This is a genomic window from Thioclava sp. FR2 (genome assembly GCF_051200875.1).
In the GTDB taxonomy this organism is placed as follows: domain Bacteria; phylum Pseudomonadota; class Alphaproteobacteria; order Rhodobacterales; family Rhodobacteraceae; genus Pseudotabrizicola.
The window spans coordinates 3175742-3201006 of the sequence record NZ_CP195191.1 but is presented as its reverse complement, the minus strand read 5'-3'; the positions used below and the strand labels follow the sequence as shown (position 1 = coordinate 3201006).

25 protein-coding genes are annotated in these 25265 nt (G+C 60.8%); 9 read left to right on the top strand and 16 right to left on the bottom strand.

What is annotated here, in order from left to right; genetic code table 11:
* Positions 1–13: 13 nt before the first annotated feature.
* Positions 14–1069, bottom strand: a complete 1056-nt coding sequence (gene mnmH / locus ACSBLW_RS15385) for a tRNA 2-selenouridine(34) synthase MnmH (RefSeq protein WP_435257477.1) — start codon at positions 1067–1069, stop codon at positions 14–16.
* A complete protein-coding gene (gene argE / locus ACSBLW_RS15380) occupies positions 1069–2223 on the bottom strand; it encodes an acetylornithine deacetylase (protein WP_435257476.1) in 1155 nt (384 codons plus the stop codon). Before argE ends, mnmH begins: the two co-directional genes overlap by 1 nt.
* A gap of 161 nt (positions 2224–2384) precedes the next feature.
* Between argE and ACSBLW_RS15375 the strand changes: the two genes are divergently transcribed.
* On the top strand, positions 2385–3074 hold the full coding sequence (locus tag ACSBLW_RS15375) for a hypothetical protein (RefSeq protein WP_435257475.1): 690 nt from the start codon (positions 2385–2387) through the stop codon (positions 3072–3074).
* Between the two features lie 169 nt (positions 3075–3243).
* Positions 3244–4104 (top strand): hypothetical protein, encoded by an 861-nt coding sequence (locus tag ACSBLW_RS15370; protein WP_435257474.1) that lies wholly within the window; start codon positions 3244–3246, stop codon positions 4102–4104.
* 61 nt (positions 4105–4165) lie between these two features.
* Here ACSBLW_RS15370 and ACSBLW_RS15365 read toward each other — a convergent pair whose 3' ends face one another.
* The 7 genes from ACSBLW_RS15365 to ACSBLW_RS15335 all read right to left on the bottom strand — a co-directional run bounded on the left by ACSBLW_RS15365 (position 4166) and on the right by ACSBLW_RS15335 (position 12670).
* Positions 4166–4459, bottom strand: a complete 294-nt coding sequence (locus ACSBLW_RS15365) for a hypothetical protein (protein WP_435257473.1) — start codon at positions 4457–4459, stop codon at positions 4166–4168.
* Positions 4460–4632: 173 nt separating this feature from the next.
* Positions 4633–5673, bottom strand: coding sequence for a serine protease (locus ACSBLW_RS15360; protein ID WP_435257472.1), 1041 nt, complete (start codon positions 5671–5673; stop codon positions 4633–4635).
* Between the two features lie 35 nt (positions 5674–5708).
* Positions 5709–7697 carry a caspase family protein gene (locus ACSBLW_RS15355; RefSeq protein WP_435257471.1) on the bottom strand — a complete coding sequence of 663 codons (1989 nt, stop codon included), beginning with the start codon at positions 7695–7697 and terminating at the stop codon, positions 5709–5711.
* Between the two features lie 69 nt (positions 7698–7766).
* Positions 7767–9212, bottom strand: a complete 1446-nt coding sequence (locus ACSBLW_RS15350; protein WP_435257470.1) for a patatin-like phospholipase family protein — start codon at positions 9210–9212, stop codon at positions 7767–7769.
* A gap of 18 nt (positions 9213–9230) precedes the next feature.
* Positions 9231–10580, bottom strand: coding sequence for an ATP-binding protein (locus ACSBLW_RS15345; protein WP_435257469.1), 1350 nt, complete (start codon positions 10578–10580; stop codon positions 9231–9233).
* Complete coding sequence (locus ACSBLW_RS15340) at positions 10577–11278, bottom strand: response regulator transcription factor (RefSeq protein WP_435257468.1); 702 nt, start codon at positions 11276–11278, stop codon at positions 10577–10579. The genes ACSBLW_RS15345 and ACSBLW_RS15340 overlap by 4 nt, the downstream gene beginning before the upstream one ends.
* A 9-nt stretch (positions 11279–11287) precedes the next feature.
* On the bottom strand, positions 11288–12670 hold the full coding sequence (locus tag ACSBLW_RS15335; protein WP_435257467.1) for a trypsin-like peptidase domain-containing protein: 1383 nt from the start codon (positions 12668–12670) through the stop codon (positions 11288–11290).
* A gap of 147 nt (positions 12671–12817) precedes the next feature.
* On the opposite strand from ACSBLW_RS15335, the gene ACSBLW_RS15330 reads away from it, so the two are divergent.
* Together ACSBLW_RS15330 and ACSBLW_RS15325 are read left to right on the top strand one after the other, a co-directional pair.
* A complete protein-coding gene (locus tag ACSBLW_RS15330; protein WP_435257466.1) occupies positions 12818–13426 on the top strand; it encodes a hypothetical protein in 609 nt (202 codons plus the stop codon).
* 5 nt (positions 13427–13431) lie between these two features.
* Entirely contained in the window at positions 13432–15474 is a 2043-nt protein-coding gene (locus tag ACSBLW_RS15325) for a caspase family protein (protein WP_435260134.1), read from the top strand.
* A 69-nt stretch (positions 15475–15543) separates the two neighbouring features.
* Here the strand turns inward: ACSBLW_RS15325 and ACSBLW_RS15320 are convergent, their stop codons facing one another.
* The gene (locus ACSBLW_RS15320; protein ID WP_435257465.1) at positions 15544–16125 is read right to left on the bottom strand and encodes a DNA-3-methyladenine glycosylase I; all 582 of its coding nucleotides are present in this window, start codon (positions 16123–16125) and stop codon (positions 15544–15546) included.
* A 114-nt stretch (positions 16126–16239) separates the two neighbouring features.
* Between ACSBLW_RS15320 and ACSBLW_RS15315 the strand changes: the two genes are divergently transcribed.
* The 3 genes from ACSBLW_RS15315 to ACSBLW_RS15305 all read left to right on the top strand — a co-directional run bounded on the left by ACSBLW_RS15315 (position 16240) and on the right by ACSBLW_RS15305 (position 19217).
* Entirely contained in the window at positions 16240–17076 is an 837-nt protein-coding gene (locus ACSBLW_RS15315; RefSeq protein WP_435257464.1) for an EAL domain-containing protein, read from the top strand.
* A 122-nt stretch (positions 17077–17198) separates the two neighbouring features.
* Positions 17199–18371, top strand: coding sequence for an acetyl-CoA C-acetyltransferase (locus tag ACSBLW_RS15310; protein ID WP_435257463.1), 1173 nt, complete (start codon positions 17199–17201; stop codon positions 18369–18371).
* Positions 18372–18491: 120 nt separating this feature from the next.
* Complete coding sequence (locus ACSBLW_RS15305) at positions 18492–19217, top strand: beta-ketoacyl-ACP reductase (RefSeq protein WP_435257462.1); 726 nt, start codon at positions 18492–18494, stop codon at positions 19215–19217.
* Between the two features lie 53 nt (positions 19218–19270).
* Here ACSBLW_RS15305 and ACSBLW_RS15300 read toward each other — a convergent pair whose 3' ends face one another.
* On the bottom strand, positions 19271–19414 hold the full coding sequence (locus ACSBLW_RS15300) for an RSP_7527 family protein (RefSeq protein ID WP_435257461.1): 144 nt from the start codon (positions 19412–19414) through the stop codon (positions 19271–19273).
* A gap of 173 nt (positions 19415–19587) precedes the next feature.
* Here ACSBLW_RS15300 and yddG point away from each other — a divergent pair, with 173 nt between their 5' ends.
* Positions 19588–20448: an aromatic amino acid exporter YddG gene (gene yddG, locus ACSBLW_RS15295; protein ID WP_435257460.1), complete on the top strand. Its 861-nt coding sequence runs from the start codon at positions 19588–19590 to the stop codon at positions 20446–20448.
* On the opposite strand, the gene ACSBLW_RS15290 is transcribed toward yddG, so the two are convergent.
* The 3 genes from ACSBLW_RS15290 to ACSBLW_RS15280 form a co-directional block, all read right to left on the bottom strand.
* A complete protein-coding gene (locus tag ACSBLW_RS15290; protein ID WP_435257459.1) occupies positions 20439–20606 on the bottom strand; it encodes a YdcH family protein in 168 nt (55 codons plus the stop codon). The two genes, yddG and ACSBLW_RS15290, sit on opposite strands and share 10 nt — an antisense overlap.
* 99 nt (positions 20607–20705) lie before the next feature.
* Positions 20706–21461: a tRNA1(Val) (adenine(37)-N6)-methyltransferase gene (locus ACSBLW_RS15285; protein WP_435257458.1), complete on the bottom strand. Its 756-nt coding sequence runs from the start codon at positions 21459–21461 to the stop codon at positions 20706–20708.
* Complete coding sequence (locus ACSBLW_RS15280) at positions 21461–21676, bottom strand: DUF2007 domain-containing protein (protein ID WP_435257457.1); 216 nt, start codon at positions 21674–21676, stop codon at positions 21461–21463. Before ACSBLW_RS15280 ends, ACSBLW_RS15285 begins: the two co-directional genes overlap by 1 nt.
* Before the next feature lie 56 nt (positions 21677–21732).
* Between ACSBLW_RS15280 and ACSBLW_RS15275 the strand changes: the two genes are divergently transcribed.
* Positions 21733–22734 carry a polyprenyl synthetase family protein gene (locus tag ACSBLW_RS15275; protein WP_435260133.1) on the top strand — a complete coding sequence of 334 codons (1002 nt, stop codon included), beginning with the start codon at positions 21733–21735 and terminating at the stop codon, positions 22732–22734.
* Here ACSBLW_RS15275 and ACSBLW_RS15270 read toward each other — a convergent pair.
* Positions 22727–23557: a 4-(cytidine 5'-diphospho)-2-C-methyl-D-erythritol kinase gene (locus ACSBLW_RS15270; RefSeq protein ID WP_435257456.1), complete on the bottom strand. Its 831-nt coding sequence runs from the start codon at positions 23555–23557 to the stop codon at positions 22727–22729. The two genes, ACSBLW_RS15275 and ACSBLW_RS15270, sit on opposite strands and share 8 nt — an antisense overlap.
* On the bottom strand, positions 23547–25256 hold the full coding sequence (locus ACSBLW_RS15265; RefSeq protein ID WP_435257455.1) for a tetratricopeptide repeat protein: 1710 nt from the start codon (positions 25254–25256) through the stop codon (positions 23547–23549). Before ACSBLW_RS15265 ends, ACSBLW_RS15270 begins: the two co-directional genes overlap by 11 nt.
* Positions 25257–25265: the final 9 nt, after the last annotated feature.

The following is a 25265-nucleotide window of genomic DNA, read 5'->3' as shown; positions in this document are numbered from 1 at the left end:
AACCACTCCGCGGTCAGGCTGGCAAAATCGCCGCCACACTTGCCGCAACCTGATCGGCCAGTTTGGCGATCCCGGCCTCATCCAGACGATCAGCGGCAATATCCCGGACCGGCGCAGCCATGCGTGCGCGATGCTTTGCATAGCGTGGGTCGTAATGGTGCTCCATCAAACTGGATGCCAAGGCCGCAAACTGCCCTTTGCTGACCATCCCCTTCCAGTCCTCAATCAGCTCGGCGGCATGGGCGTGGCGCAGACGCGACAACACGTTTTCCAGCCGGCCCTTGTCGTCCACCACATCACCATAGGCCCGCGTCAGATACTCGGCACGCGCGTCTCTCGGGGCATCAAGGGCGATCCTCGGCGCCTCCGTCATCGCTTTCCAAAGCCGTGGCGGAAGCCGGCATTCCCCGACTTTCGAGCTTTCCGCTTCGATGATGACGGGGCGCGAGGGGTCCAACCGCGCCAAGGCAAAGGCCAGCCGTCCCTCAAAGGCTTTTTGGCTCGGCTGCTCTCCCATGTGCCCGAATAGAGACCCACGGTGGTTGGCCAAACCTTCCAGATCAATGACCTGAACGCCGCGCGCCTGCAGCACCTTCAGCACATCTGTTTTCGCCGACCCAGTATTTCCGTCCAAGACAATCACCGGCGCCGGAACGGGCTGGTCATACAGCGCCTCGACCACCAAACCGCGATAGGTTTTGTATCCGCCCTTCACCAATTCGACGCGCCAACCGATCTGCGACAGGATCGACGCGAATGACCCCGATCTCTGTCCACCACGCCAGCAATAGACCAAGGGCCGCCACTTTCCGGGGCGGTCTGCCAAGGGCCCCTGCAAATGCAGCGCCGCGTTCTTGGCCACCAAGGCCGCCCCTACCTTGCGCGCATCAAAAGGCGAGACCTGCTTGTAAATCGTGCCGACCTCGGCCCGTTCCGCGTCATCCAGCACCGGCAGACTGATGGCACCGGGGATGTGATCCTCGGCAAATTCAGCAGGCGCGCGAACGTCGATGATGTCGTCGAAATCCAACGCCATGACGTCTGAAAGAGACTTCAGTTCCAACGCCATCAGATCCCGGCCTCCAAACGATCCACCAAGGCCTGCAGCATCGCCTCACACCGCGCCATCTGTTCTTCGCTGACAAACTCATCTGGCTTGTGGCCCTGCGCCATGCTGCCCGGTCCGCAGATAACTGTCGGAATCCCCAGATGCTGCGAGAACAGCCCGCCCTCAGTTCCAAACGCCACCTTGATCGTCCCATTCGCCCCGGTCAGGCCTTTGACAAAGTTCACGACCTCGGCGTTGGAAGGCGTGCCAAGGCCCGGGTAATCCCACAACCGCTCAATGCGGATCGCCGCTTCGGGAAATTCCGCGCGCAGCGGGGCCACAATCGCCTCTGCCGCATCGCGCAGACGGGCAATGATCTCGTTCGGGTCATCTTCGGCCAAGGCGCGGATCTCAAAGTCGATCACTGCCTGATTGGGCACAATATTCACCTGAACGCCGCCCCGCATCACACCCGCATGGACGGTGGTATAGGGCACGTCATAATCGCCATCGCGCCGCCCGCTTGCGGCAATAGAGGCCTGTTCCGCACGGATCACGCCGATGAAATCCGCCGCCAGATGCAACGCGTTCAGCGCCAAGGGGGCAAGCGCGGAATGCCCCTCGCGACCTTGGCACGTCGCACGCAAGGCGGTCTTGCCCTTATGCCCCGTGGCCACGGCCATATTCGTGGGTTCGCCCACAATGCACAGGGCCGGCCGAACCGGCGCATCCTTCAGCATCGCCACCAAAGACCGCACCCCCATGCAGCCAATCTCTTCATCATAGGACAGGGCCAGATGCAGCGGCGTTTTCAGATCGCGTTTCGAGGCCGCAACAAGCGCCGCAATGGCCGCTGCACAAAAGCCCTTCATGTCCGTCGTGCCCCGGCCATACAGACGACCATCCTTGGCGGTCAGCTTGAAGGGCGGAACCGTCCAGTCCTGCCCCTCGACAGGCACCACATCGGTGTGGCCAGACAACATGACACCGCCCCGGTCCTTTGGCCCCACCGTGGCGTAAAGGTTTGCCTTGCCGCCACTGGCATCGGGGATCAGCACCGCCTCAATCCCTGCCTGCGCCAGATAGGTCTGAACCCAATCCATCAACGCACGGTTCGGGTTTGAGCTGACCGTATCAAAGGCAATCAATCGTTCCAGAATCGCGCGGCTGTCCATCGTCTTCGTCCTTCTCTGCCCGCGCACCAAACCCGATTTCCCGCCGCAGTGCAAACTTCCGCCAGATGACAACATTCGTCACACCCTGCCCGCTTTCCAAGCTGACCTCCAAATGGCAGACTGCCCCATCTTCTTTTGCACTCTTGGTTAGGTCCGTTCGTATGCGCTTGCTCTCTACCCTTTGCCTGTCTGCCGCACTTGCCGCGCCCATCTCGGGCTTGGCAGACACCAACGGCCCTAACATCCTGTCACAAGGTGGTGCTGCACCGGGCGGCGCGCGCATCTTTGCCATAGCGCAAGACCTTTACCAGATTGGACTGGCCAACAAGGACGCCCTGACCGTTTTGACAGCCGCACGTCTTGCAGGTTCGGTCGCACTTCAGGAAGGCGGCGAGCTGAAAAAGGAAACCACCGGGACCGCTCAGGAAACGGCCAACGCAGACGCGCAGGACTCAGCGCCGCCCTCTGTGGCCGACATGCTGAACCAAGCCAAGATTCTGGCTGGCGAGGATGACCTGCTTTTATCGCTCATCGACGATGCCGAAGTTGAAGGCACACGCGGCCGCGTCGGTGGCGCCATCCAAAGACTGTCCCGCCTGCCCGGCGGTTTGACCGATGTCTGGGAGGTTCCCTTCTACGGCAGCGCACAATCCGAAATCGCAATCATCGGCGATGGCGACAGCAATCTGGATGTCCAAATCGCGGATGCCAACGGCCACACCATCTGCGTCGACCTTTCGGCCTCGGATAAGATGATGTGTGACTTCGTTCCCGCCGAGAACGGCTATTTCTATGTCACGGTCCAGAACAAAGGGGAGGAAAAGAACAGCTATTACCTTCTGACGAACTGAATTGAATGACTGCCAGCGTGCCTTGTTCCTCGGACGAGTTCGCCTATTTTCCCCGGATTTTGTCAAAGCATCTCCATTTAAGGGAACCAATGAGATGAGCTTTTCGGCATCCTTCAAATCTTCATCACTGACTTTGACACTGTGCCTTCTGGCATCGCCCTCCGTCCTGATGGCGCAGGACACATCAGAAAATGCTGCTTCGACCTTTGCTTTGGCGCAGCAGGTCTACCAGCTTGGCCTGAAACAAGGCGACGCGCTGACCGTTCTGTCAGCCGCCAGAATTGCAGCTGGCGTCACGATCCAGCCGCAAACGGCAGAACCAATTGATCCCGCCTCCGTCGATGGCGCCGCTTTGGGTCAGGTTCCTTTGGGCCGGTCGAAGAAATCGCCGTTAGGCGGCGCTCCGGCGCCGCAAGCAAACGAACCCGAAATCAATTCAGCCGCACAGACGGTCATGGCAAAGCGCAAGGCGGCCGGCGCCGCTCCCGCAGCGCCTGCTCCGATCATGAATGACGAAGAAGACCTTGATCTGCCCGCGCTTCTGGGATCGCCGGATGACGTCAACGGGCGCCCCGTCCGCCGCATCTCGCTTGCTGCCAATACCAGCACAGCCTCGGCCGAGGCGACCGGCCCCGCTATCGCAGATGCCGCAACCATGCTGGCCAGCGCGCGCGAACTGGCCAAGGATGACGAGGTCTTGTTGGGGCTCATTTCCGATGCCGAGGCCGAAGGCGCGCGAGGCCGCATTGGCGGCGCAATGCAATACCTCGCGGGCATCCCCAGTGATATGACGGATATCTGGGAAATCCCCTTCGCCGCCCGCGACGGCGCGGAACTGGCCCTGATCGGGGACGGGTCGTCGCTTTTGGGTCTGGTCGTGATGGATGATCGCGGTAATGAAATTTGCGTCGATACAGATGAACTTGGGGTCGCCCTCTGCAACTTCACCCCCTACACCGATGCCTATTTCTATGCGCTTGTTATCAATGCCGGCACAACGACCACCAATTACGCGCTTTTGACCAACTGAGCTTGGGCACAGGCGTCCCGCAGGCGATGGGGGAACCCGTCGCCTGTTTTCTTTTGCGCCACTAGCACCGCAACAACCCCCGCATGACGCCACTGTCGCCTTGCAGACTGCTTTCCACCAGTTTGCACCCCGTTACCTCGGGGATCAGGCCAATCATCGTCGCCCGAATACCCTGATGCTCGCCATTGCGGGCATAGCCCAGACGGATCACCTCGACCCTGTTTTCTTTCTGGAACACCGCATAGCTGCGCCCGTTCCGAACCACATCGGTTCGGCTGGCACCAATCATCTGAGCGGACTGTTGCGCGCCGCAGGCAGCCAACAACAAAAGGAAAACGGGGGTCAGACTTCGCATCATCCGCCAACGTTGCCGCACCGTGGTTAATGCCAAGTTAAGCCCAGTTTAACATGGTGCAGCCCGCCCCTTTCGGCAAACCATTGGCAAACCAAAAGACCCGCTCGATGCCGAGCGGGTCCGTGTGAAATCCACTGTCTAACGGTCAAGCCAAACCCGACCCGAAACCCGGATCAGTTCTGGCCAATCGTCTGTTCCAGCCAAGGCAGGAAGTTCGAGATGCGGGTATAGGCCGAGAACAGCGCGGTTTCCTCGCAACCCTGCCCATTCGCCGCAGCCAGACCCCAAGACACGACACCCGCCTGAATATAGCTGCCATCGGTCAGCGGCACGACCAAGGGGCCACCCGAGTCACCCGAGCAGGCCGTCTTGCCACCCTCGTAGGTGCCCGAACACAACATATTGCCGCTCATCGGGATCGGCGCCTTGGCGACCAGTTGATCCCACAGCGCATAGGCATCGTCTTCCTTGATCCCGAACGCGCCCACCGCATAGCCAAAGCCCTTCACGGCCTCTTCGGCCCGGGCCTCCAGCATGGCCTGATTGCACAGATCGCGGTCCAGCATCTGGATCTCGGCCTGCCGCAGTGTTTCCGGGCGGCCACCGCCATCCGTCAGCCCCCAGCCGGTGACGATCGTGGTCACGCCAGGTTGGTCCAGCATATCGCCAAACTGTTGATCCGGCACCTTGATCGTCGAATAGCGGGCCTTCGGCGCCCGCGCCAACTTGATCAGAGCAATGTCATGGTCAAACTCCCACCCGACATAATTCGGATGCTTGATGATCTTTTCAACCTGCACCAGATCCCCCTGACCCGGAGCCAGGGTATTAGAGCCGACAAAGATATTGATCTGCTGCGGCGCAAGGTCGAACCAGCCCTGATCGTCCTCCATATGCACGCAATGGGCCGCCGTCAGAACCCAACGGTCCAGCACCATCGACCCGCCACAGAACTGCCCTTCGGGCGTTTGCGGTGCCCCGTTGATCATCAGCGCGACCTGCCACGGCCAAGCACCATCGGCCGCCTCTTGCCCACCAATCACCTTGCCGCCACCCGCTTCCGTCGCGGCTTTCATATGTTCGGCCTTCTTGCCCGATTGGGCATAGGCAAAGGGCGAAGCCCCGGCACCGCCCGCGCCAAAATCTGGCTTGTCCTGCGCCATCGCCACCGAGGCGAAAAGCGGCAGAGAAAGGCACGCAATCAATGTCTTCATATCTGTCTCCCTATGCATTGGGCATATTTCAAAAATCAGCCATCAGAACGGTTTATCCGCACCGTCTTGCGGATCAGGTTAAATGGCGAAGGCTTGGGCGCAAAGCCCCTTGTTCCTTCGTTTTCATCAATCATTTGGCGGTCAATCCAGTTGACCAAGGAGTCTTTCGCCCCGGCTTTCACGTCCCGCGTAGAAAGCGGCGTAGCCAGCACCGTCAGATCCGTCCGCGGACCATCCTCTTCGACCGGCACGGCCACCACCCAGATCTCCTCAACCGCAGGAAAACTGTCTGGCGCAATCTGCATCCCGGCCTTCATGCTTTCGCCATGCGCCAACCGATTTGACAGCCCCCGCCGCGGCCAGATCGCCGAAACCGTGTAATCGGCAGACAGGTACAGCACCGTCACATCCTGATCCTTGCCCGAGCTGTTCTTGACCGAAAGCCACAGCTGATCGCAGGGCGCGGCAGAGCCGTCGAAATCCACCCCCTCGCCCGCATCCGAGCAGCCTTCTCCCACCACCGCGGCCACCCGCTTTTCAATCCCGACCTCCAGCACGGGCCGAGAGGTCAGGGTGCGCGACGTGCCGCCCCCCGACAGCAACAGCTTCTTCAACCGCAACCCGTGGCCAACCTGATCCAGCATCCGCGCCACGGCTTCCGCTTCGGTCTCGGTCGGCTCGGGCCGGATGCGCGGGCTGGACCCCGGACCTTCCGGGTCCAACACGGCATCCGGCCCGGCCAAGGCCACCACACCTTCGGTCAAAATCGGGGCCACATCAGGCCGCAATCCGGGGGCAGGCAGGGCCGCAAGCCAAGGCGCATAGTCAAAGCCGTCAGCCTCGTTCAACCGGATCGGGGCCGCCAGTGTCAGGGCCTTGGGCGGCGCCGCGGCAATCATCTCCGCCCAAGCCGCCCCCGCGGGAATTTCCTCAACAACAGCCGTTCGCGCCTCTGCGCTTTTCACGAAAGACCTGCCCAACAGCTCACCGCCAGCGGCCACGGCATAAAATCCCAACTCGGCCCCGGCCTCGATCCCATCCAGAAAGCCCGCCTGAACCTTGCCAGCACTCACTTCTGCCCGCCCGGCAACACGGCCTTCGCCAAACACAGGCGCATCCAACAAGGGGCCTTCCGCCTCGGGCTGCTGACGCGCGGTTCCTTGGGCCATGGTGTCCGTCACCGCCGCCAGAACCTGCGCCCAACTGGCCGCTGGGGCCTCGGCCAACACTTCGGCCAAACGCAGCGTAAATTCCCCATGCCACACCGATCCATCGGCGCTGGGATATTCAAAGGATCGCTGGTCCGACTGGCTGGAGTACAGGAAAACGAACTCGCCCTCCATCGGCTCTGCCACACCAGCAGCGTCGCTGGCCTCTTCTGTCGGCTCTGGAAGGCCCAGCGCCTCGGGCGGCACCCAGCGTGCGCGCCCTTCGCCCCCTATGGCCCGAAGACCTGTCGCCGAATGGCAGGCATCAACGATGCCCACAATCTTCACGCCCTTGGCCAACAAAGGCTGCGCCCAATCGGCAAGCTCATCATCGACCAAGGCATTCTCAACCGACCCAACCTGCCCTTTCCATTTGTCGGCATCGGCGGGCAGCAAAATCTCATCATAGCCACCTCCCTCATCGCCGTTCAAATCCGGCGCTTGTGAACCGTGGCCCGAGAAATAGAACAGAACCGTATCGCCCTCGGCACTCGCCTGTGACACGGCCTCCAATGCCGCAAGAATATCCGCCCGCAGCGGCGCACCCGCCAGATTTACACCCGCAGGCAGCACCGCATCACTGGCCAAGGCGGTGATCGACGATGCAGGCACCCCCCGCGCCATCAGCGTTTCCGCCATCAAGACAACATCCGCCGTTGGCCCCTGAAGATCGGCATCCAGATGCAGGTAGTCCGCAATTCCGACCAGAACCGCCCGCACCTCGCCTGACGCCCCTTGGCCGGTCTCTGCCCGCACCATCGGAGCAGACAGAGCCAAAGGCATTGAAACAAGAAATGTAAGAAACGTCTTGGTCATGCGGGAACCATACAGCCACACCATCTTCAATCAAGCATCCCATTGAAGATGAATGAATTTGTCATGTTTCTACTGACCCACCGGCACGATCCGCCGCCCACCGGCCGCAATTCCTGCGGCAATCCGGCTTTCCACCGAATTGCCGTCCAATGCGGCAAGGAAGCCATTGTATTCCGGCGTTAGGCGTGTGGCCAAACGCCCGGCTTCTATCACCAGATCCACCTCATCAGGTTTCAGGCGCAACCGTGTCGGAACCTTGTTCAGCTTCTCGCGCATCTCTTTCGGCACGGCCTCAAAACTCGCCTGCCCGACGAACAGCTTTACATCCTGACAATCCCAGCCATTGGTTGACCCGCGCAGCCGCCGCACCTCGGCCAAGGAAAGCCCGCAGCGCCATTCCACCAATTCTTCCTGCCAGTTCCGCAACTCGCCCTTCATCGCGTCATAACCCGACCTCGTGGCCGCACTCATACTGGCCGTGGCGATTGACATGCCAAGCCCCAGCCCTCCCGGCCCCGGCACCTTTTGCGTCCAGCTGTAATCCTTCTCGACCCCGGCATTGGCGACCAGAAACAGCATCCGCGTCATCTTCACCGCTTCTTCTGGCGTCATCGGCGCATAGGCCGCCTGCGCCCGCGCCCGCTCCACCGCCAGTCCCGTGGTCCCGAAATTGTCGGTAATCCCGCCATCCAACAGCTTGACGAACTTCACCTCCTCGGGGTTGGCATAGCTTTCCAAGGCCCGCGCCTGCGCCTTCATCGCGCTGGTGGCTTCGGGGTTATTGCGCGCCGCCGTCAGCCAGTCCGGCTCGCGGTAATCGCACTTGCCCTGATGCGCCTCCAGCACGATGGGAGAGAACACCAAGGGAAAGGCCGCACTGGCCGCCACGGCCTCACTGATCGGCACTTTGGACAGGTCCGAACACAGCGCATCAAAGGTTTCAGGCGAAAACAGGAACGGCGTGTTATTCGCCATGTCGGTCGCGTTGATCCAGGTCTTTATCCCCGACCGCGCCCGCAAATCCGCAAAGGTCGCCTTGTGGAACAGAACCTCGTCCAGATAGCGCGCAAAGGTCGTCCGCCCATTGGCCCCGCCCGACAAACCCTTGACCAGCGTCACCGGGTTCAGCACCGAATTCGCCATGTATTTCTCGGCATTGGTTAGCAGGTAGTTTTCCCGATACCCCTGAATCCCCGCCGGACCGTAAAGCCCGAACTGCGCCGCAGTAACCGACCCGCCAGAAACGCCGGTGACCAACCGCACATGATCCAGAACGCCATTTGGAGTCCCAGTGACAACGCCTTGCGCCTTCAACTCCTCCAGCATCCCATAGGCAAAGGCCGAGGCGCGCATCCCCCCACCCGAAAAGGCAAGGCCCACATAAAGCTCCCCCGGCTCCAGCTTGGCCTGATCGACAATCCCTGCATTTTCCCCCTGCAAAGGCGGATTCAGCGGCTGGTTCCACGCCGCGCAGGCAGCAAGCAGGCACAGGGCGGCAAGGGCAATCAAACGCATGAGAATCAAACTTTTGGGCTAGAGAATGTCCGCCAACTTAGGCCAGCCAATTTCGATCGCAAAACCTTTCTCCTGCTTGGGCAAGGAAAGCTTGGCCCCGTGGCGCGCCGCAATCGCCCGCACCAAGGCCAGACCAAGCCCATGCCCCGGCAGCCCCTTGTCCCGCTGCCCACGAGCAAAGCGATCGAACACGGTCTCGCGCAAGTCTTCGGGCAAACCCGGCCCGGTATCCGCCACGACCATCACATGCCGATCACCGTCTGCACGCAGGGTCAGAGTCACGCTATCGCCCGAACGACAGTATTTCACCGCATTGTCCAACAGGTTCGCCACCATCTGCGAAATCAGCGTCCTGTCGCCCAAAACCCGCAATCCGGGCGCAACCGCCAACACTGGCAGCAAGCCCTTGTCCTCGGCCACAGGCTCATAAAGCTCCCAGATTTCGACCAGCAGTTCCGACAGATCGACAGGCCGCAACCCCCCGCCGTGGCCCTGATCCGCCTCCGCCCGACTGATGTCCAAAAGCGCATCAAAGACCCGCACCGTCTGGCGCATTTCGGCGCGCAGATCGTCCGTCACCTCGTCTTGCCCCTCGATCCGCCCCAGCTTTTGCAGCATGCGGTTCAAGGGCGTCCGCAATTCATGGGCAATCGTATCCGATAACCGGTGCGTCTCGCGGTTCAACGCCTCAATCCGGTCCAGCATCACATGGACATGGCGTTCCAACTGGCCGAACTCATCGGCACTCCGCGCCCCCGGCAGGCGCGCCGACAGATCGCCAGCAGCAACCGTATCCGCCAAGGCATTAACCCGCCCGATCCGCGTCATCACCCGGCGCGCCATGACCCAGCCAACCACAGCCCCCGCTGCCAACATGCCCAGACCCAAGGCCAGAATCCCTTGGCGCAGCGCCGAAAGCGTGCCCTCAACCGGCCCCAGATCCCGCGCCACCAACAGCGGAAACCCACCCGGCAAATCCCGCGCAACGCCCAACCAGTCGTGACCCGCCGCCGTAAACCGAACCGCCCCATCGGCCTCGAACAATTCGCCCGCTGGCACAACCGATGACGGCCACACCTCATGCGTTCCCGCCAAAACCGACCCATCGCGGTTCATCAACAGGAGCATCTCGCCCAGCGGCCCCGAAGCCGACCGGTATTCGATGGCCTGCCGCAAAGCGATGATCCGGCGTTGTTCGTAAAGCGTGGCAAACCCATCAAGATCCGCCGCCAGCAATCGTTCGGCCTCATCCATCAGCCGGTCTGACACCAACCGATATTGCAGCCCCATGCCCACAATCGACAACAGCGTGACAGTCAGCGCCACCACCGCCGCCAAGCGAAAGGTTGTTGCCGGAAATCCCTTCACCCACGCACCTCGGCCGGGATTGGGTCAAACACATAGCCCTCACCGCGCGCGGTCTGGATCGCGGGGCAACCCGCCGCCTCCAGCTTTCGGCGCAGCCGGCCCACATGCACATCCACCACATTGGTGCCGGGGTCGAAATGCAGCTTCCACACCTGCTGCAAAAGCTGCGTCCGCGTCACCACCTGTTCGGCATTTCGTGCGAAAAAGGTGATCAGCTCAAATTCCTTCGGGCTGACGGGAACATGCACGCGCTTTACATAAACCGTCCGCGCCTTCAGCCGGATTTCCAGATCGCCAAAGGCCATCAGATCGTTGTCCAAAACCTCGATCGTGCCCCGCCGCAAAAGCGCCCGCAGACGCGCCCGCAATTCGTCCGGCTCAAAGGGCTTGGGCAGATAGTCATCCGCCCCCTTCTCCAACCCCTCCACCCGGTTCGCCGCCCGGCCCAGCGCCGACAGAACAAGGATCAAGGCCCGGCTTCCCCCGGCCCGCATCTGCGCCATCGCATCGACACCGTCGCCACCCGGCAGCATCCGGTCCAGCACGATCACCTTGAACTCGCCCGTCGTCGCGGCCTGAACACCCGCGCCAAGGCTCACCCGGATGACAGGCTCCAGCCCAAGGCCGCGCACCACTTCGGCCACGGCCTCTGCCGTCACCGGGTCGTCTTCGACAATCAGAATGCGATCCATATCCATACCCTCAGATCAGAACACCACCACGGCGGGGTCAAGGACATTCGCATCCCCAACCGGACGCAAACCCGCCGCCGTATTCCACGGGTCCAGAACCACATGCCGCGTGCGCCCGTTGCGACCCTGCACCAAGACGATGGCGGGTTCTGTCAGTTCCAGCGCCCGCAAGGCCGTTGTGTCATAGACAACGCCATTGACGCTCAGAATACGGTCACCTTCGACCAGCCCCGCCCAAAGCGCGGGCGAGTTTTCCAGCAACTTGGCGATGCGGCCCCCGTCGCCCAGTTCCAACCCCAGCGACTCGACGCGGTAGCTGGCCTTGCGCGCGGCCTCTGACCCCGGTGCATTGCGTTCCAGCAGGCCCACTTCCTTGTGCTCGGCAAAAACCACCGTCACCAGCACGGCTTGGCCCGCCCGCAGAAGGGCGAAATCCGCCTCGCCTTTTGCGCTCTGTGCCGCCTCGATCAGAAAGGCGAACATGCCCGGCTCTTCGATCACCACGCCGTCAATCGCCAGAACAACATCCCCCGGCTTCAGACCGGACCGCTCGGCCATCCCGCCCACGGTCACATCCTCGATCAAAAGACCGCCTTCCGACACGCCCAGCGCGGCGGCAATCATCTTGTCGATCGGGCGCATCCGGAACTCCATCTTTGGAAAGGGCAGCAATTCCTCGGCAATCAGCAGCGGCACGATCCGGCCAAGGTCTTCAGCGGAAATCGCATAGGCAATGCCCACAAACATCCGGCTGCCATCGGCAATGCGGGTGTTCATCCCCACCAGACGCCCCTCGGCATCGACCAGCGGCCCGCCCGACGATCCGGGGTTCACGGCGGCATCATGCTGCACCATCAGGATCGGCACGCCCACCTGCACCTGCCGCGCCTCTGACGACACCTGCCCCTTGGTCAGCGTGAATTCCAACCCCAAAGGCGCACCCAAGGCCCAGACCGATTGACCAAGCTCCGGCAGGCCCGCCAGAAGAAACCCCGCCCGCCCGCGAAAACCCTCGCCCAGCGCCACCAGCGCCACATCGCGCACTTCGTCACGGGCAATGACCACGCCCACCTCTTCCCGGCCTTGGCTGTCGACCAAACGGACCTCGCCCGCCTTACCCACCACATGCGCGGCCGTCACCGCCACCTCGGCACTTTCACCCCACAGAAAGGCCGACCCCAGAAACCGGTCGGCATTATCCGCAGATCGCACCACCAGCACTTTCTCCATCGCCCCCACCATCACCCCGGGTGTGACCTCGGCTGCACGGGCAGGGGATAACGCGGCAACCGAGGTCAGCACCACGAGGGCCGCCAACATCTCTAGGAAATAACGATGCGCGCGGAACCGGATGGCATTGCGGTGAAACGGAAAGACAGTTCTGTTTGCGGCTTTCATGGAACCCTCCGAAAGACTTGCAAACCGAACGTATCAGCCCGGCCTTCGGGGATCACATGACAAAGGCCGTCATGAAAAAATCTTGCGTTTACAGGCGAAAACGGGCGGGGCAATGTAAGATCAACGGATTTTACCCAAGGTTTGATCATGCGCCTTTCCCTTGCCCTTTGTGCAGCAGTTTTCGCAGCCCCCGCTTTCGCCGAACCTCTGTCGCCCGTGAAAACGGCCGAACTTTCTGCCCGCCTTTTCGCGACAGGCGTTGATTTGCAGGACCCGCTTCTGATCCTCTCCGCCGCGAAACTCCGCAAAGCCCTGAACCCTGTCGAGGGCAACCTGACCACCCAGGCCAGCGGCGAAACGCCCCTGACCTGGCAGGACATGCTGGCCGCCGCCGAGCCTCTGGCCGAAGGCGATGACACGCTCACCGGCCTCATCGCTGACATCCGCGCAGAAAGCACCAAAGGCGTGGCCACCGGCCCGGTCTACAACATCGGCACTATCGGCAACGGCAAGTCGGACACCTATCCCAGCGTCGACTTCATCGGCGGCGAATATGCCGAAGTCTATGTCGAGGCCAAGGGCGCCACCGACCTGAACCTGACGGTCACCGATGCCAAGGGGCGTCTCGTCTGCTCCGACACCGACCGCAGCCACATCGCCTATTGCGGTTGGCGGCCAGACCGGACCGAAGCCTATCAGATCAAGGTCGAAAACCGCGGCCCCAATGGCACGGGCTATGCCCTCATGACGAATTGACCGCGATGCGTCCGCTTTTGCTTACCTCCGCCCTCGCCCTTCTGGCCACCCCGGCACTGGCCGAGAACCGCGCCCTTCTGATCGGGGCGAATGAATACCCGAACCTCAAACAGGATTTCTGGCTCAAAGGTCCGGCAAATGACGTGAAACTGGTGGAAACCTACCTCACCACCGCCGCCCCTGTCCCCTTCTCCCCCGATAACGTCACCGTGCTGGCCGATGGCCTTCCCGGCAAACAAGCCCCTACCCTTGCTGCAATTCGCGCAGCCTTCGCCGATCTCGCCGCTCAGGCGCAGGACGGCGACTTCATCTACCTCCACTTCTCCGGCCACGGCTCTCAGGCCCCGGCGCTGAACCCCGAAACCGAACTTGATGGATTGGACGAACTGTTCCTGCCCGTCGACATCGGCCCGTGGAATGACTCGGTCGGCGCCGTGGAAAACGCTCTGGTCGATGATGAAATCGGCCAGATGATCGACGCCATCCGGGCCAAAGGCGCGAATGTCTGGGCGGTGTTCGACTCCTGCCATTCCGGCACTGTCACCCGCGCCGCGCCCTCGGATGATGAAGATGTCCGCACCCGCCAGCTTCCACCCGAGGCGTTGGGTCTTTCCCCCGAAGACATGGAAACCGCAACCCGCGCCCTGCCACAGGCAGACCCGCGCGCCAAACCACAGGCCCCGGTGGAAGTGGGGCAGGCAGGCGGCAGTTTCACAGCCTTTTTCGCCGCCCAAACGAATGAGGTGACGCCGGAAAAGAACCTGCCCAAGGGCAAGCCGAACCGCGTTCCCCAAGGCGTTTTCACCTACACGCTCTTTGAAACGCTGGCCGAATACCCGAACGCCACCTACGGCCAGATCGGGCAAGAGGTTTTGCGCAAATATGCCGTCAAGAACCTCGCACGCTCGACTCCGCTCTTCGAAGGCGATCTCGACCATGTGGTGTTTCAGGGAACAGAGGGCGCCCGCGTCGCGCAATGGCCCGTGACCGCCGACAGCACCAGTTTCACCATCCCGGCAGGAACCCTGCATGGTCTGGCCGAAGGCATGCAACTGGCGATCATGCCCAATGCCGCGGCGCCGACCGAGGAAAGCCTTGGCACCGTCACCTTGACGGGAACCGAAACCTTTACCGCCACTGGCATGGCCGACACAGACTTGCCCCGCGGCGCTTATCTTCGCCAAGTGGATGAATCCGTCGACTTCACCCTGACCGTGGCCCTGCCTGAACCCGGCTCCGCCCCCGCCGACGCGCTGACCAAGGCGCTAGAGGCATTGGCCGAAATCACCGGCCCCCGCCTTGCCTTCGTGGCCGCAGGACAGCCCGCCGACCTGCGCTTGGCCGTTATTCCCGAAAGCCCCCGCCCCGATGCGATCTGGATCCTGCCCGAAACCGGACTGGCCGAAGATTATGCCCAGACGCCCTCGGTTTCGACCGCCGACAAAACGCCCGAGCTTCTGGCCGAGGTGATGGGGGCCACCCTCACCACCATGTCCCGCGCGATCAACCTTCTGCGTCTTGGCGATGCCGTCGGCCAAGGCACACTGGATGTCGAGGTCGAAATGCTGACGCGTGAGGGCAAGGGCAAACCGCTGGTCCCCCTCTCTCGCAACGACGTGCCGCGCCTGATCCCTAATGACGAGGTACATGTTCTGGCCACCAACAACATGGACCAGCCGGTAGATGTGAACGTCCTCTACGTCGCGGCGAATTATGAAATCAGCCATTGGTTCGCGGGACGCCTTCAGCCGGGCGATGAATTGAAGCGCGGCCTGTTCCGCATTTCAGACGATGTTCTGGGGGCCGAACGGATGGTCGTTGTCCTGACGCCGGCCTCTCCTCAAAGCCCCGTCGAAGACCTCTCCTTCCTAGCTCAAGATGCGCTACAAATGACACGCGGCCTTCACGGCGGTCTGGGAGAGGCCATGCGCGACGCGGGCTTTGGCGCGACCACCCGAGGTGTCGTAGCACTGGATGCCGAGGAAGAAGATGCCGGCCCCGCCCCCGGCATAATCCAAATCGAGCTTCGGACAGTCCCGGCCAATTAGGTGGGGTCCGCCTGCGTCTCTGTCTGCACGGGGGGTGTACAGGGGGTGTACGCAGGGTGACAGGGGTTTTCAGCCCAGTTTCGCCACTCGGTCATGCGCCGGGCAGGTCACCAAATGGTCGTTCACCATGCCCGTTGCCTGCATGAAGGCATAGACGATCGTCGGCCCGCAAAAGGTGAATCCAGCTTTCTTCAGCGCCTTTGACATCGCCTCGGAGGTCGGGGTTTGCGCGGGCACGTCCGACAGGCTCGCAAAGCGGTTCTGCACTACCTTTCCGTCCTGAAACGCCCAAAGGAAGTTTGAAAATCCTGTTTTTTCTTCGATGGTTAGATAGGCCCTTGCGTTCTTGATCGCGCCCTCGATCTTACCCCGATGGCGCACAATTCCAGGGTCTTGCAACAGCCGTTGAACCTCGGCCTCGCCCCAAGTCGCAATCACCTCTGGCTGAAAGCCCTCAAACGCCGCGCGAAAAGCATCGCGCTTTTTCAGGATGGTGATCCAACTCAGCCCGGCCTGAAACCCGTCAAGGATCAACTTCTCCCAAAGCGCCCGGCCATCCCATTCCGGAACACCCCACTCATGGTCATGATAATTAACATAAATTTCTTCCGATCCGCACCAAGGGCAGCGCCCTTCGTTCCCACCACTCATTCCCCGAACACCCTTTTCCTGAATCCCTCAAATTAGAACAAAATGTGAATTTTTACGCAAGATTCATGGTTCGGAATTCATCCTAAGGGCGGTGAATTGTTGGGGGCTGGCCTGATGCCGAACAAAAAAGTCTTTAGAGCTGACGTTGAATGGAAAGATTCCAATGCCTTGTCCTATGCCGTCTTTGAAAATGATCGGCAAACGCTGGACATGGTGCGCGATGCAGTCGCACAGGGTCGCGTTCGTCTCGCCTATCAACCTGTCGTCATGGCCGGAAACACTTCTCGCGTCGCCTTTTACGAAGGTCTGATGCGCGTCCTTGACCAATCCGGCCGCCCCATTCCCGCGCGTGCTTTCATGGCCGCGGTTGAGGCGCATGAGATTGGCCGCGAAATCGACTGCGTGGCCCTCGCGCTGGGCCTGCGCACCTTGGCCCAGCACCCTCGCGTTCGACTGGCCATCAACATGTCAGCCCGGTCCATAGGTTATCCGAAATGGTTGCGTGTTCTGCGCCATCATCTGGCCGAAACCCCCCGCATCGGAGAACGGCTTATCCTCGAGATCTCGGAAACATCTGCCATGCAACTTTCTGAAATCGTTCTTTCTTTCATGCGGCAATGGCGTGGGAAAGGCATCTCTTTTGCGATGGATGATTATGGCTCCGGTCAAATCTCCATCCCACAACTCAAGGCCTTCGAATTCGACATTCTGAAGATCGACGGTCAGTTCACCCGCAACATTCACGTCTCGACCGAGTTTCATGCAATCACTGCGGCTTTGCTTGCCGTGGGCAAGCAATTTGAACGGATTTGCGTGGCCGAAGCTGTGGAAACGCCTGCCGATGCGGCATGGCTTGCCGCGCTCGGGCTTGACATGTTGCAGGGCTACGCCTTTGGCGCTCCAACGGTAAATCCTGACTGGATGTTGGTCACAACGCAAAAGACTGCTTGAGACTAATTTCCCCTGCGTCATCATGGACCCCTACGAATCTTGCGCTTTTTGCAATTGCAGCATAGGTCGGGGGGGCAGGCGGGGCACCGCGTCCCGTTACCTTGGCCAAGGGAGAGGACTATATGACCAACGTCGTAATCGTCGCCGCCGGACGCACCGCAGTCGGCAGTTTCAACGGATCTTTCGCCAACACTCCGGCTCATGATCTTGGTGCCGCCGTGATTGAGGGTGTTGTCGCCCGCGCTGGCATCGACAAGGCTGAAGTCGAAGAAACCATTCTGGGACAGGTGCTGACCGCCGGTCAGGGCCAGAACCCCGCCCGTCAGGCCCACATCAAGGCCGGTCTCGCCAAAGAGGCAAGCGCCTGGTCGTTGAACCAGGTTTGCGGTTCCGGCCTTCGCGCCGTCGCCCTTGGCGCACAGCACGTCCAGTTGGGCGATGCCCGTATCGTCATCGCAGGCGGTCAGGAAAACATGTCGCTTTCGCCCCACGTCGCACATCTGCGCGCTGGCCAAAAGATGGGCGATATGAGCTTCATCGACTCGATGATCAAAGATGGTCTGTGGGATGCCTTCAACGGCTACCACATGGGCCAGACCGCCGAAAACGTTGCGAACCAGTGGCAAATTTCCCGCGACATGCAGGACGAATTTGCTCTCGCCAGCCAGAACAAGGCCGAAGCCGCGCAAAAGGCCGGCAAGTTCAAGGACGAGATCATCCCCTTCACGGTCAAGACCCGCAAAGGTGACACCATCGTCGACGCCGATGAATATATCCGCCATGGCGCCACGCTGGACAGCATGGCGAAACTGCGCCCCGCCTTCACTCGCGACGGCTCGGTCACCGCAGGCAACGCCTCGGGCATCAATGACGGCGCCGCTGCTGTTCTGCTGATGACCGAAGAAGAAGCCGCCAAGCGTGGCCTCAAGGTCATCGCCCGCATCGCGTCCTATGCGACCGCCGGACTTGACCCGTCGATCATGGGCGTCGGCCCGATCCACGCCAGCCGCAAGGCGCTGGATAAGGCAGGCTGGAAAGTAGGCGATCTGGATCTGGTCGAAGCTAACGAAGCCTTTGCCGCCCAAGCTTGCGCCGTGAACAAGGACATGGGCTGGGATCCGTCGATCGTGAACGTGAACGGCGGTGCCATCGCCATCGGTCACCCGATTGGTGCTTCGGGCTGCCGTATCCTCAACACGCTCTTGCACGAAATGGCCCGTCGCGATGCGAAAAAGGGTCTCGCCACGCTCTGCATCGGCGGCGGCATGGGTGTTGCCATGTGCCTAGAGCGTTAATCGCTCGCTGCGCCGCGGAAAATTGCCGCAACGGCAAAACGGGCGCGCAAGAATCTTGCGCGCCCTTCTCGTTGCGGATAACAAATGTTTCAATAACCCCAGAATCTAGGAGAAGACGATATGGCAAAGGTTGCATTGGTAACGGGCGGATCGCGCGGCATTGGCGCCGCAATCTCAGTGGCGCTGAAAGCCGCTGGCTACAAAGTTGCAGCAAACTATGCTGGCAACGATGATGCAGCCGCTGCCTTTACCAACGAAACCGGCATCCCGACCTACAAGTGGTCGGTTGCCGATTACGACGCCTGCGCCGAAGGCATCAAGAAGGTCGAGGCAGACCTTGGCCCGGTCGATGTGCTGGTCAACAACGCGGGCATCACCCGTGACTCGATGTTCCACAAGATGACCCCGCAGCAGTGGAAAGAGGTCATCGACACCAACCTCACCGGCCTGTTCAACATGACCCATCCGCTGTGGTCGGGCATGCGTGACCGCAAATTTGGCCGCATCATCAACATCTCGTCGATCAACGGCCAGAAAGGCCAAGCAGGACAAGCCAACTATTCGGCCGCGAAGTCGGGCGATCTGGGCTTTACCAAAGCTTTGGCTCAGGAAGGCGCGCGCGCCGGTATCACCGTCAACGCCATCTGCCCGGGCTACATCGGCACCGAGATGGTGCGTGCCATCGACGAAAAAGTGTTGAATGAACGCATCATTCCGCTGATCCCGGTTGGCCGCTTGGGCGAACCCGAAGAAATCGCGCGCTGCGTCGTCTTCCTTGCGTCAGACGATGCCGGCTTCATCACCGGCTCGACCATCAGCGCCAATGGCGGACAGTTCTTCGTCTGATCCAGACCAAAACCAAAAAGAAAGGGCCGTCCCAGTGGGGCGGCCCTTTTCACTTAGGCATGTGCTGCCTTGACGGCCGGCTTGCGGCTGAAAAAGGCAAAAATCGCAGCGACCATGTCCCTCATCGCTTCGGCACGCAATTGCCGTGCACGCAGCATGATGGCGTCATAGTCGGGGTTTACATGCGTTTCCAACATCTGGACATCTCCTAACGGACCTGTCCTCCCTGACGCTAAGGGTGCCAATTCACAGGCAAATATTCAACCGGTCTATCCATGCCGATTGGGCATTGCTGTTCTGCGCGCACTGCAGGGCTTGACCTTTGCCGCGCGCTCCCTTCTTGTCCACTCCACTCAGCCAAGGGGCAGACATGACACAGGCAACCGCCATCGGTTTCACGGCCGTATTGATGTGGGCGCTCTTGGCGCTGTTCACAATCGGCTCGGCTCCGGTCCCGCCCTTTCTGCTGAACGCCATCTGTTTTGCCATTGGCGGCACAATCGGGCTGATCTGGACGGCCCGAAAAGGGTTTGCCGTCCTTCGTGGCATTTCTTGGAAGGTCTATGCCTTCGGGACGATTGGGCTCTTCGGCTATCATGCCCTTTATTTTTCAGCCTTCCGCCTGGCTCCTTCGGCTGAAACGGGCCTGATTGCCTATCTCTGGCCGCTCTTCATTGTCCTCTTCTCAGGCCTCTTGCCGGGCGAACGGCTCCGCCCTTTGCACATCCTTGGCGCACTGATCGCCTTTGCTGGGGCTGCCCTTATCGTTCTGGGGCGTGATCCGGGGGGGGAAAACAATGTTGCCGGCCTGGTTCTTGCTTTCGGCTGCGCTCTGACATGGGCCGCGTATTCGGTTCTGTCCCGTCGTTTGGGGTCCGTGCCGACTGAAAGCGTGACCATCTACTGCCTTGCTACGGCCGCCCTGTCAGTGGTGGCGCATCTCTTGCTTGAAGAAACGCTATGGCCCACCGGCGCATTGGGTTGGGCATCGGTCTTGGCCTTGGGGCTTGGACCGGTTGGCGCGGCTTTCTTCACCTGGGACATCGGCATGAAAAAAGGCGACATCCAATTTCTGGGTGTCGCCTCCTACGCTGCTCCGCTTTTGTCCACATTGGCTTTGGTGGCCGCGGGCATTGCACCAGCTACGACAACTTTGGCTATTGCTGCTGTCCTGATCGCTGGGGGCGCGGCACTGGCGGCAAGCGCCAGTGCGCGAAAAGGTCAGGCCTGAGAAAGGCGCGTAATTTCTTCCTTCAGCTTCAGCTTTTGCTTCTTCAGATCGGCAATTCGCATGGCATCAGATCCGGGGCTGCGCTGTTCTTGTTCAACCATGGACGAGAGGTGTTCATGCTTCCGGCGCAGTTCCTGCAGATGCGAAGCGATGGTCATGTCGTACCTCCTTGTTGAGTTTCTGGACCTCAAGTTCAGCACAGGAAGTGAGTCGTGTCGCCCCAAAAACTCCGCCGCGGCGCAGCAATTATCCAAAATTTAGCGGAATTGCGCCAATAGGTCGCCCCCATTGCGCAAAACTTCGTTCGCCTCTGCCGTGTAGCTTTCACGATCGCCGGAATGTTCCATGCCATCATGAATGATAAGGGGCGCAAGCAGACGGAACGGGGCCTTCCCGGTCTTTCTGGCCTGCACCAAGACCCGCACAGCCGCCCGACCAATGCGAGGCTGTAAAGGCAGAACAGAAATGCTGCCCATCTTGTCGCCCATGCCAGCCAAAACTTCAGGCAGACCATCGGCCCCGCAGATCATCGTCAGCCACCCCCCGGGGGCCAGTCGCCGCGCACCGGCCTTGACCCAATCCGACAAGGGCGAAGCCACCTGCATTGCTTTTGCCCGCCCCGGAACAGGAGAGGGCGTGCCGCTGCCGTAATAGGGGGGGTTCGCGATCACATGGTCAAAATCCACCCGCAAGGCATGTGGCATATGGTGAATATCGCCCACATGCACCTCAAAGGGGATGCCATTTCTTTCGCCATTCTTCTGCGCCAGATCGGCATAGTCCGCCTGAACCTCGACGCCCGACAACCGCACACCCGGAACGCGCCACCCCAGACACAATGCCGCCGCACCGACTCCGCATCCCATGTCCAGCACCCGTTCGCCCGGACGTGCCGCACAAGCCGCCGCCAACAACACAGGGTCGGTCGCCGCACGATACCCTTTTATCGGCTGCAAGAGGTTCAGCCTGCCGCACAGAAATTTATCATCGGAAAGCGCGTCTTCGGCAAACATCACAGGCCCGTCGGTATCTCATTATCGCGCAAAACAGCCGAGGCGATAAAGTGTTCCGCCTCCCGCACCATCAACCGGCGCGGCAATATACCCAAGGACCCATCAAGGACACTCATGTGGACGTCCATTTCAAAGGTGGCTATACCCTCGCCCTGTAAGAGGGCTTGAGCATAGGCGATCAAAGTCGGGTCGGTTGTGCGCATCAACTCTTTCATGCCTCCAGACTTAAGACGCCGCTGGGGAAAAGGCGAGAGTGGAGCATTGGGGAACTATGGGTTTGCACGACAGAACGCAGAAACCACACGATCAATTGGGTGCTTGGCTCGCCAAGGATATGGAGGCGGTAAACGCCCTGATCCGGGACCGCATGGCCAGCGAACACGCGCCACGCATTCCAGAGGTGACCGCGCATCTGGTCGAAGCGGGGGGCAAAAGACTGCGCCCGATGCTGACCTTGGCGGCAGCCCAGCTTTGCGGCTATGGCGGCCCCTATCACATTCATCTGGCCGCGACCGTGGAATTCATCCACACCGCGACGCTGTTGCATGATGACGTGGTTGACGAAAGCAAACAGCGTCGGGGCCGCCCGACCGCCAATCTGCTTTGGGACAACAAGTCCAGCGTCTTGGTCGGCGATTACCTGTTTGCCCGCAGTTTCCAGTTGATGACGGAAACGAACAACATCCGCGTGCTGTCGATTTTGTCGAACGCCTCTGCGGTCATTGCCGAGGGCGAAGTTCTGCAACTGACCGCCGCGCAAGACTTGGCAACGACTGAAGACATCTATCTGAAGGTCGTGCGCGGCAAGACAGCCGCACTTTTCTCTGCCGCAACCGAAGTGGGCGGCGTCATTGCCGGTGCGCCCGAAGAACAAGTCCGCGCCCTGTTTGACTATGGTGATGCCTTGGGGATCGCCTTTCAGATCGTCGACGATCTGTTGGATTACGGCGGCACGACCGCGACCATCGGGAAAAACGTCGGCGACGATTTCCGCGAGCGGAAACTGACCCTGCCCGTGATCAAAGCCGTCGCCAAAGCCGATGCCGAAGAACGGGCCTTCTGGGTTCGGACCATCGAAAAAGGCAAGCAGCAGGACGGCGATTTGGAGCAGGCGCAGGCCATCATGGCACGCCACGGCTCGATGGCCGCTGCCCGACAGGATGCGCTTGATTGGACGGCAACGGCACAAGCGGCCCTTTCGCGCCTGCCCGATCATCCCCTGCGCGCAATGCTGGCCGATCTGGCCGATTACGTCGTGGCGCGCATCAACTGATCATCTTCGCGGCAACGGCCCACCATTCGGGGTGTTGCCGCGCAATCGCCTTTGCGGCGTCCCGCGCGGCATTTTCGTCCGCAAACAGACCAAAGCAGGTTGCGCCCGATCCCGACATACGGGCCAAGAGGCACCCTTCTTGAGCCGCGATCATCGTCTTTACATCGGCAATCACCGGAGCCAGTGACACCGCAGGAGGCTCCAGATCATTTCGCTGATCCCGCAGGAAAGCTGCAAGCGTTGCGACCGTGGCGAAACCAGGCAGGTTTTCAGGCATTGGGGCGTTTTCTTTGTGGGCCAACTCTCTGAACACGGCCGGGGTCGAAACTGCCACGCCGGGATTGGCCAGAACCAGCCAAGCCTCGGGAAGGTCAGACACAGGCGAAATTCCATCGCCAACGCCGGTCATCCGCACCGCCCGCCCCTCAAGGCAAACCGGCACGTCTGCACCAAGGGCGACCACCTGCTCTGGTTTGGGAAGCGACTTCCCTGCCATGCGCGCCAACAAGCGCAAGGTTGCCGCGGCATCGGCAGACCCGCCGCCAATGCCCGATGAGACCGGCAAATGCTTTTCGAGCACCAAATGCGCAGCCCCCCCCATCAGGCGCGCGGCCCGCAACACCAGATTATCTTCCTCTGCCGCTAATCCCGCAGCCCGCGGCCCGGTGATCGTCAGGCCCAATGGGTGCGACGCATCTACGGTCACACGGTCGCCCACATCCGCAAAGACCACAAGACTGTCCAGCAGATGATAGCCATCTGCCCTTTGGCCCGTCACATGCAGCGTCAGGTTGATCTTCGCAGGCGCGAATTCAGTTCCCATTCGGGGCGGCTCCCAACGGCGGTGCCCCCTCTTCGGCCAGTACCGCATCCAACCCGATTTCCAGCTTGCGCCGGATGCGTTCGGCATCCTTTTCCTCTGGGTCAAAGGACAATGCCCGCCGCCATTGGAACCGCGCCTCCATCTGCCTGCCGACGGCCCAATAGACGTCGCCCAGATGGTCAGTGACGATCGGGTCAACCGGCTCCAGAAGGCTGGCTTTCTCCATCGGGGCAAGGGCGTCTTCATATCGGCCCAAACGGAAATAGCCCCATGCCAGGCTGTCAATGATGTAGCCCTGATCCGGCTGCAAGGCGACGGCCTTTTCGATCAAGGCAAAGGCCTCGTCCAGATTCTGCCCCTTGTCGATGAAGCTGTAGCCCAAATAGTTCAGCACCTGCGGCTGATCGGGGTTCAATTCCAATGCTTTGCGGAAATCTGCCTCGGCCTTTTCCCAGTCGCCAGCCCGTTCAAAGGCCACGCCGCGCGCGTAGAAAAGACCCCAATGGCGCGGCTCGGGCGTTCCGACCAAGGCGATTGCCTTGCTATAAGCCTCAGCCGCGGGCGCAAATTGGTCATCCCGGCGCAACGCATCGCCATAGCTCATCTGAACAAGGCTCAACTCCGGAAAAGCCTCGCTCAACGTCTTCAACGCGGCCAAGCCTTCTTCCTTCTTCTCCATCGCGAACAGGGTGCTGATCCGCCCAAGTTCAGCCGTGTAGAAAGACGGGTCTTCTTGCGAAATCCGGGCATAGGCTTCCGAGGCCAGTTCCGCCTGCCCCAATTGTTCTAACAGCCCGGCCACCAACAAAACGGCTTCCGTATGCTTGGGTTGCAAGGCCGCAGCCGATGCCGCGTAAAGCAAGGTGTAGGACGGTTCGGCTTCGCCATTCAGCGCAACGGCCAAGGAAAACAGCACTTCGGCCATCCCGTCTCGGGCCGAGGTCACCATATCAAAGGGCACGGGCTTGCCCGCTTCCAGATCGCGCCGCAGTGCCATCAATTCCGGTTCTGGCTCATTCCCGAAGGATTTTTCCAGCAAGGCCAACGCGTCAGCGGGCCGTTCCAATTGGCTCAGGATCTTTGCATGTGCAATCACACCGCGCCGATTTACGATCAGTGGGCCAGCCGCCTGCCCTGACAGAATCTCATCGGCCGCACCAAAATCGCCCACTGCCGCCAGTGCCAGCGCCTTGTGGTAAAGGCCAAAGGGCTTCAGTCCGTCAGTCGCTGCAATTTCGTCAAAGCGCGCCACCGCATCCGACATCTTGCCAGCCCCGAATTCCGCCCAGGCCAGCACCAGTTTGTCCATCAGATTACCAATGGCTCGCTCTTGCGGGGCGGCCAGCAAAGTCACGTAATCTTCTTTCTGCACATCTCGCACCAAAAGGGCGATGTTCCCGGCGATGCTGCGCCCCCCAAGTTTGACCAGCCGTTCTGCCGCTTCTGCCGCCATTGGCAGATCGCCTTGGCCGATATGGGCAAGGATCAAGCCTTCCAGCAGAAAACTGTTCTCTTCATCCTCGATCAAGGCCCGCGAAAACCAATAGGCCGCGTCGCGATAGCTGTGCTCGGACAAGGCAAGCCTGCCTGCCAGATAGGCACCGGGGTCTCCATCATTCTGCTGCGCCGAAACAGGCGCCGCGAGGATCGAGACGCCAAGAAGCAAGGCTGCGGCTGTTTTGAGAATGGGATGCGTCATCTGGGGGTC